Raw genomic sequence first — 6,313 nt, 5'->3', positions numbered from 1 at the left:
GATACTATACGTCTGCTGCGAACAAGCCACGTAGCTGCTGGATCATGCTGACCACTGAATACGGTGGTTCTTGACTCGCCGTGCTGACCTCACCCCGGTTTTGATACCAGAATTCGGTCATCATCGCCACGGCGACGTTGAACTGTGAGTATTCTTCCATCTTGGCAATGTCTGCGGTGCTGTCTACCGCATTGTGGACGTAGTCTTGAGCGGCTGTAATGTAGTTTTGAATGAGTGTGTCGTCAGTATCAGTCTGCACACGCAGGCTATTTTTAATGTCATCAGTAGTGACAGTCATGTGCTCATCTCCTATATAAAAATAGGGCGTACCCCAAGGTACACCCCAGACTGTTTCATTAAGCTGCTGGCTTGGTTACCGGTGTGATGTCAACAATTCGAGCAGCGTCTGGATCAACCACTTCATAGTCGTTGCGGATCACGACTGCCAAGCCTTGGCTGTAGCTGTCGAACCGTTCCCACTGGGTGTTGACTTCGTTCTTCTGGGCTAAGAAAATTGCTTGAGAAAAGTCTCCGATGATGATCCGATAGGTGCCCGCCTTATCAGTCGGCAATACTTTGTTAGCAATCACGATCACCGGTGCACCGAACAGCTGCTTGCCAGATGGTGCCGTGATTGAAGGTTGTAACAAGTATCGGCCTTCGCTGTCTTTCAGGGTATCAAGGTAGTTAAATGCGTCCTGATTGACGATGACGGACAGAGACAGTGCTGGATCTAACTCAACATTGAATGTTTGCTTGATGTCGTCTAAGCCGGTACCGGTGATGTGCTTGAAGTTGTCGTTAGTGCCCGTCTTGCCAGTCAGAACGCTGATAATGTTGCTATTGTCCGTGTTTTGTACCAGCTTCTTGAGTTGATTCTTAACCTCGGCAACAATATCAACTTCACTGTCTTCTACCAGTTCATTAGACAGATAGATCTTGCCAGCCCGGGTCGCGACTTTGTAATCGACACCACGGAATAGGGTTGCACCGATTTCTGGCACGTCGGCGAGTTCTTCCTTGGTGGCCAGTACGCCGTTGTTGGTGAGGGCAATCGGGTAGGTGCCGACTGGGGTACCAACTTGCTTTACCGTCACGTATTTAGCCAAGTCATAGTCGGATTCCTTTAGATTCCAGACGTCTTCGATGACTTCTTTAGGAACGACAGCCCCGGCAGTGGTCGTGGTCAGGCCGTCACGTTGTTCGCCCATGCTACGAATGTAATCTTCATACGCGCGGGACTCGGTGTGTTCTTTGTTGTCGATAATTGTTTTTTCAGTCATGGTTTTATCTCCCTTTTCTGGTTGTTCAGTATTAGTTCTCAGCCACTCAGTGTAGCTGCGCTTGTCCACTTGGACGTTGGTATCGTCATACGCTGGAATAGCTACCAGTGAGACGTCAAACAGGCTCTTGACTTGCTTGATGGTACGGATCACTTGGCCACTGTCGTCCTTAGTGAACGTGTCACCATCTGGTGCTGCGTTGAAAGTGAAGCTCATGGCTGACAGGTTTCCAGCTTGGACATTCGTGTACGCATCGTTGGCGGTGGTGGTGTCGGGGAGAGTAGCTTCAAAGTGAAGTCCCTTGTCGTCTACGTCAAGTTGTAGGGTGCCGGCTTTAGTGCTGGCGAGGACCTTGCTAAAATCGTGATCAGATACCATATAGACGTCTGATAGATCCACATTGTCGAATGCGTGCGGATCAACGACTTCTTTAAAACCACCGAGATCCTTGCTTGGACTATTGAAGACTACGGCATAGCCGGTGAGCTTCTTTGGCCCGCTAGTGGTGTCGTCCTGTTGCTGTGTGTCTGGATTGTCTTGGTCTTGACTGTCGTCTGCTGTGGTAGGATCAGCGGCAGTTAGATCAGCGTCAGGATTCAGGCGCTTTTCTACGTCATCTTGATTCATTAGACGTACTTCCTTTCTGTTTATCTTGGTAAGTGACAAGGTTGCTTAGCGGCGTATAGTTCAGGCTGGCCATGATCTCATCACCACCGGGAATTGGGGGTAAGTTTAACTTAGCGCGTGCTTCATTGGTGGTCAGCAGTCCGCCTTGCAGCCCCTTAATGGCTAGTTCTTGCATCGTCGTGGGGTCAGCACTGAACAGCTTGTCTGTGTTAAAACTAAACCGGTTGTCACCCGTTGACAGCTTGGCGTCCATCTCACTAGTGAAGCAGGTGAAGTATTGCACCAGCGTGTTTTGCAGATAGACTAGGTTTGATTGCACGGCGTTAGAGTGCTCGCTCTCAATACCTAATCGATCTAGTGGTAATCCGAACGCTTTGGCAATCTGTTTCGTTGTCCAGTCGCTGGAATTGACTAGATTCAGCACGTCAGTATTAACTTCGAGTTGCTTGTAGTCCATATCATTGTCGAGAATGATGGTCTTGAGGGCATTGTCACCGCTGTTAGCAGCCTCAAACTTTGATCGGATATTCTCCTTCGCCTTGGCATCAAGCTGGGACTTGTTCACCTTGAGTAGGCCAGTCCCTTGGACACCGGTATTGAAGAAGCCTTTGAGCAGCTTGTGTCCCGCATGTTGCACCCGAACTTCATCATGCAAGCTGTAAAGAGGCGATAGGCCCTTGTATCCATCTTGTGTGAAGCACTTGAAGTGCAAATACCTCGCTGGCGCTTAAACGCTGTGAGCGACCATTCTGGGGCGTATACGTGTAGCTGATAATGCCGGTCGTATCGTCTTGCTTGACCACCATTTGGCTGTTTGGAACAAACTCGAAGCCGGTGACTTGTCCGCTAGGGTTCTTAGTAACGCGTGCGAAGCTATTACCATTCAGCAGCATGTTGGCCACTAGGGCAAACTTGAACGACCATGCTGTCATGTGATCGTTAGGGGCCTTGTTGAGTAACCCGCTGATACGCTTGTCATTGTATTCAATCGGGTTAGTCGCGAGGTCGCTGGCAATCACGCGCACCGCCGTAAATACGTCCGAGTTTCGCAAAGCATGAACGCCCACATAAACGCCGCTGTCGTTGCTCGTCATGCTGACAAGGGCATCTAGGAACGGTTCGCTGTTGTCATCGCGAGGTTGTGTTGTGTCATTCGTGAAAAAGCTCATTGTTTCACCTCCCTTTGTTGAAGTTGATGATGACTGCGATGGCGATCAGGGCTGCGCCGATTGCTACCATGCCAACGCCACACCCGAACAGCCACCAGATACCAGTGACGATACAGATCATGCCTAGCAGTAATAGCACGGTCTGTGCGTTAAAAGCTGAAGTCATCGCCCGAATAAAAGTCATTGTTCGCTACCTCGCTTTCTTTGTTTTGGTCCATGGCAATGGTGTAAGCATTCATTAAAGCCGCTATGGGATCGATCCGTGTCGCATTGTGTGCCTTGTCGATGATCGGGTTGTTGTTGGCGTCATACTTTAGAATGGCGTTGTTCACCGCATAGGCTAGTAGTTGGTTGTCGGCATGCTTTAGTAGGCCGTTAAAGAGATCATCACGGAACCGCACAGTCGGTATTGACAGCGTGCGCTGGCCTTGGCGTACCTCAACCATTGGTAAGTCTCGTTTCTCAAATTCTGGCAGTAGGTAGCCGAATGACCACGGATCGTAACAGATGGCGCGCACACTCCAGTGGTTCCGCTCGATCATGTCGAGAATGAAGCGTAGCACCTCGTCATAGTCGATCATGCCGCTGTCAAGTTTGGTAATGCTACACTCGCCACGGCTGGTGCCGCTGATGTAATCGAACCCGTCACGTTTGATCTTCTCTTCCAGTCCGTACTTCGTCCCCACGAATGAATGGCTGTCAGCATACAGGTAGCCATCTTCTGGAACTAGCCATGAGATGCTGGTCAGATCACTAGACTTGGAGAGGTCCAGCCCGATATACACGTCTTTTCCTTTGGTGTCTGGCGGATCGATAGTAGCTTTCTCCCAGTCGTCCAGACTGATGTAGCTGTCTGCTCTAGCTGATTGCCACATGTTGAAGTTCTTGACGAGGATCGGTCGCAATGTTCCTTGCTTGGCTGACAGGTCCACGTCTGCTTGCAGGCTAGGCCGCATTGTCCTTGCTCTTTCAGCATTAGCCAGTAGGGGATTAGACTTCTCCCAAGTCTCTGGTGAAAAGGCTTCGTCCTTGCTATCCTGCTCAAAAATGGCAATAAAATACCGATCAGCTTGTTCGCGACCGGTTAGGACTTTGGAAACGAATTTGTATTCCTTATACATTGGGCCGTTCATGTCTGGCCCCGTCGTTGAGATGACGGCTAGTAAACTGTTATCACTGTTGATCTGTCCAGATTTGAGTGTTCGTAGAATCTCATCGGTACGAGCTAAGGCGAACTCATCAATAATAGCCAAGTCACTTTGATAGCCATCTAGGCTGTGCAGATCAGACGCAAGCGGCACGGCTCGGCTGTTGCTCGGCAAGTCAATGATCTCGTTGCGGTTAATCTTCAAACGTTCTCGCACAGAGGTAGAAACTTTCCAAACTTGACGTAAGCCGCTAGACAACATATCGAATGCTAAGTGTGCTTGAGCGTTGCTGTTGGCTGTATAGACGATCTCTCGGTTCATGGCTGGCTTGTTCTCCCTGAGGAGATACAACGCACCTAGATCAGCCATCAGGAAGCTCTTACCATTCTTGCGTGCCATGCTGATGTAGGCTCGATCATACCGGCGGTTGCCGGTTTCCTTATCACGCCAGCCGAACAGCTCTGAAATCAACCACTTCTGAAACAGCTCTAACTTGAGTGGTGACCCATCACGTGCCGGCATCAGTTCGATGAATTCAATGGCTTTGTTGGCAAAGTCCTCATCGAAGTAATACGGCCATGGGTTCTTCTTGCGCTTGCTGGCTTTCAGGTCCCGCCGATAACGTCTTGCAGCTTGCTTGATTTTCTTGCCGGCCACGATGTCGCCGCTTATTACCTTGTCAGTATATTCAGTCGCATAGTTCATTGGGCTATCAACTCCGCGAACGGGTCGTCAGGCTTCTTCTTAGTCTCGCTCTTCACTGCTAACTTAGCCCGGCTGTAAACTGACAAGCCAAGCAAGTCATCGATGCGGATCATCTGGTTCGTGGCATCTAGCTTCATCTTCACGGCCGGATTGGCTTTCACGCTATCAGTGGTTTCAACCGTCATGCCTTGCTCTTTTACAAGCTCAGCCGCTTTCTGAATGTCAGAATAGGCTTGGCAGTGACTGGCAATCAGGGCAGCGTCCAGTTCGCTCACTGGAATGTCCTTCTTGAGTAACGGCACAATACGTTGCCACTCGGTCACGGCATAGTCATCAAGCCATGCAGGGGGCTGCTCAACCAATTCTTGATAGGTAAATAATGATTCTTCCATGTCGCGCCGATCGGCGAGCTTCTTCTTGCTCATCGTGCCGCGCATTTGCGTAATAGATTTCAGTGGTGCTCCCATTGCTATCACGTCCTTTCTTTATAATTTGGATCAGACTTATCTAATCTAATTATAACACGAATTTTCTAGTTTACATAATTAATTACGGTAATCACTGATTTTCAATGGTTAATCTGGGATGCTTGGTTCCCGTGATTACATGACCTAGCCCCCATAACTAGATGGGGATAGTGTGCGGCGTCTTCGACTTTCGTCTTCACGCCATGGCAAGCATTACACAGACTTTGTAAGTTGCTCTCATCGAAGCGTCGGCTCCAGTCTACACGTATCGGTACAATATGATCTACGACGTCAGCTTGCACGTATAAGCCGTTGGCCTTGCATCGTTCACACAGCGGATGTGCTAGGCGATAGGAATACGACAGCTTGCGCCATGGCTTCGACTTGTAGAATTGGAAGTAGCGACCACCAATCTCTTTGCGGTGTGCATAGCGTTCGTTGTCGGACGCTCGCGGTTCTGGCTGGTGCTTGTCACAGTACCGTTGATTGAACGGCACCATGGTGTTGCACCCAGCGTGGTTACATAGCTTCATGATCATGCCAATACGCCTGCTTGTTGCTGGTCGACATAGTAGACGCTGACTACTAGCTTGTGGTGTTCCATTTCTAGAAGTTTATTTGCTGGCTCCTGATATACCTGAATACTTTTGACCTCTACCGAATGAATCGCAAAGAATGCTGTCAGCATGCGGTTGACCTCTTTCTCTGTTCCTGCTACTTCAAATTCTTTCATAGTTCTAAGCTCCTTTGGTTGTCTTCTTGAGCGTCACAATATCAAACGCGTTCGGATCATCGTCATAGGCAATAGACTTAATTGTGTACAGTGTGCTGTTCAGCTTTATCATCATGCTGTCGTCTAGCGCGTCAGTGTGACGTACCACGATGGCGATGGTGTCCTCTAAGTCTGTGCCAGT

The 6,313-nt window shown here is 49.4% G+C and carries 8 protein-coding genes and 1 pseudogene; all 9 read right to left on the bottom strand.

From position 1 onward, the window contains the following. Positions 1–4: 4 nt before the first annotated feature. Entirely contained in the window at positions 5–298 is a 294-nt protein-coding gene (locus JUF21_RS11520; RefSeq protein ID WP_125748843.1) for a head-tail connector protein, read from the bottom strand. Between the two features lie 58 nt (positions 299–356). Continuing rightward, positions 357–1,910 carry a phage major capsid protein gene (locus JUF21_RS11515; protein ID WP_203664742.1) on the bottom strand — a complete coding sequence of 518 codons (1,554 nt, stop codon included), beginning with the start codon at positions 1,908–1,910 and terminating at the stop codon, positions 357–359. Continuing rightward, positions 1,897–3,079: pseudogene (locus JUF21_RS11510) on the bottom strand (phage portal protein). Before JUF21_RS11510 ends, JUF21_RS11515 begins: the two are co-directional and overlap by 14 nt. A gap of 4 nt (positions 3,080–3,083) precedes the next feature. Then, complete coding sequence (locus JUF21_RS11505) at positions 3,084–3,263, bottom strand: hypothetical protein (RefSeq protein ID WP_054662771.1); 180 nt, start codon at positions 3,261–3,263, stop codon at positions 3,084–3,086. After that, positions 3,229–4,932 carry a terminase large subunit gene (locus JUF21_RS11500; protein ID WP_203664740.1) on the bottom strand — a complete coding sequence of 568 codons (1,704 nt, stop codon included), beginning with the start codon at positions 4,930–4,932 and terminating at the stop codon, positions 3,229–3,231. The genes JUF21_RS11505 and JUF21_RS11500 overlap by 35 nt, the downstream gene beginning before the upstream one ends. Then, positions 4,929–5,399: a phage terminase small subunit P27 family gene (locus JUF21_RS11495; RefSeq protein WP_054662768.1), complete on the bottom strand. Its 471-nt coding sequence runs from the start codon at positions 5,397–5,399 to the stop codon at positions 4,929–4,931. The genes JUF21_RS11500 and JUF21_RS11495 overlap by 4 nt, the downstream gene beginning before the upstream one ends. Positions 5,400–5,500: 101 nt before the next feature. Beyond that, complete coding sequence (locus JUF21_RS11490) at positions 5,501–5,938, bottom strand: HNH endonuclease (RefSeq protein ID WP_203664738.1); 438 nt, start codon at positions 5,936–5,938, stop codon at positions 5,501–5,503. Next, entirely contained in the window at positions 5,935–6,132 is a 198-nt protein-coding gene (locus JUF21_RS11485) for a hypothetical protein (RefSeq protein ID WP_054662762.1), read from the bottom strand. The genes JUF21_RS11490 and JUF21_RS11485 overlap by 4 nt, the downstream gene beginning before the upstream one ends. Before the next feature lie 4 nt (positions 6,133–6,136). Continuing rightward, a partial coding sequence (locus JUF21_RS11480) for a phage head closure protein (RefSeq protein ID WP_203664744.1) occupies positions 6,137–6,313 on the bottom strand: 177 nt, incomplete at its 5' end.

Origin of the sequence: Lacticaseibacillus sp. 53-4 (assembly GCF_016861805.1) — a bacterium.
Taxonomy (GTDB): Bacteria; Bacillota; Bacilli; order Lactobacillales; family Lactobacillaceae; genus Lacticaseibacillus.
Note: the sequence above shows the minus strand (reverse complement) of the source record. Positions and strands in the feature narration are given on the sequence as shown.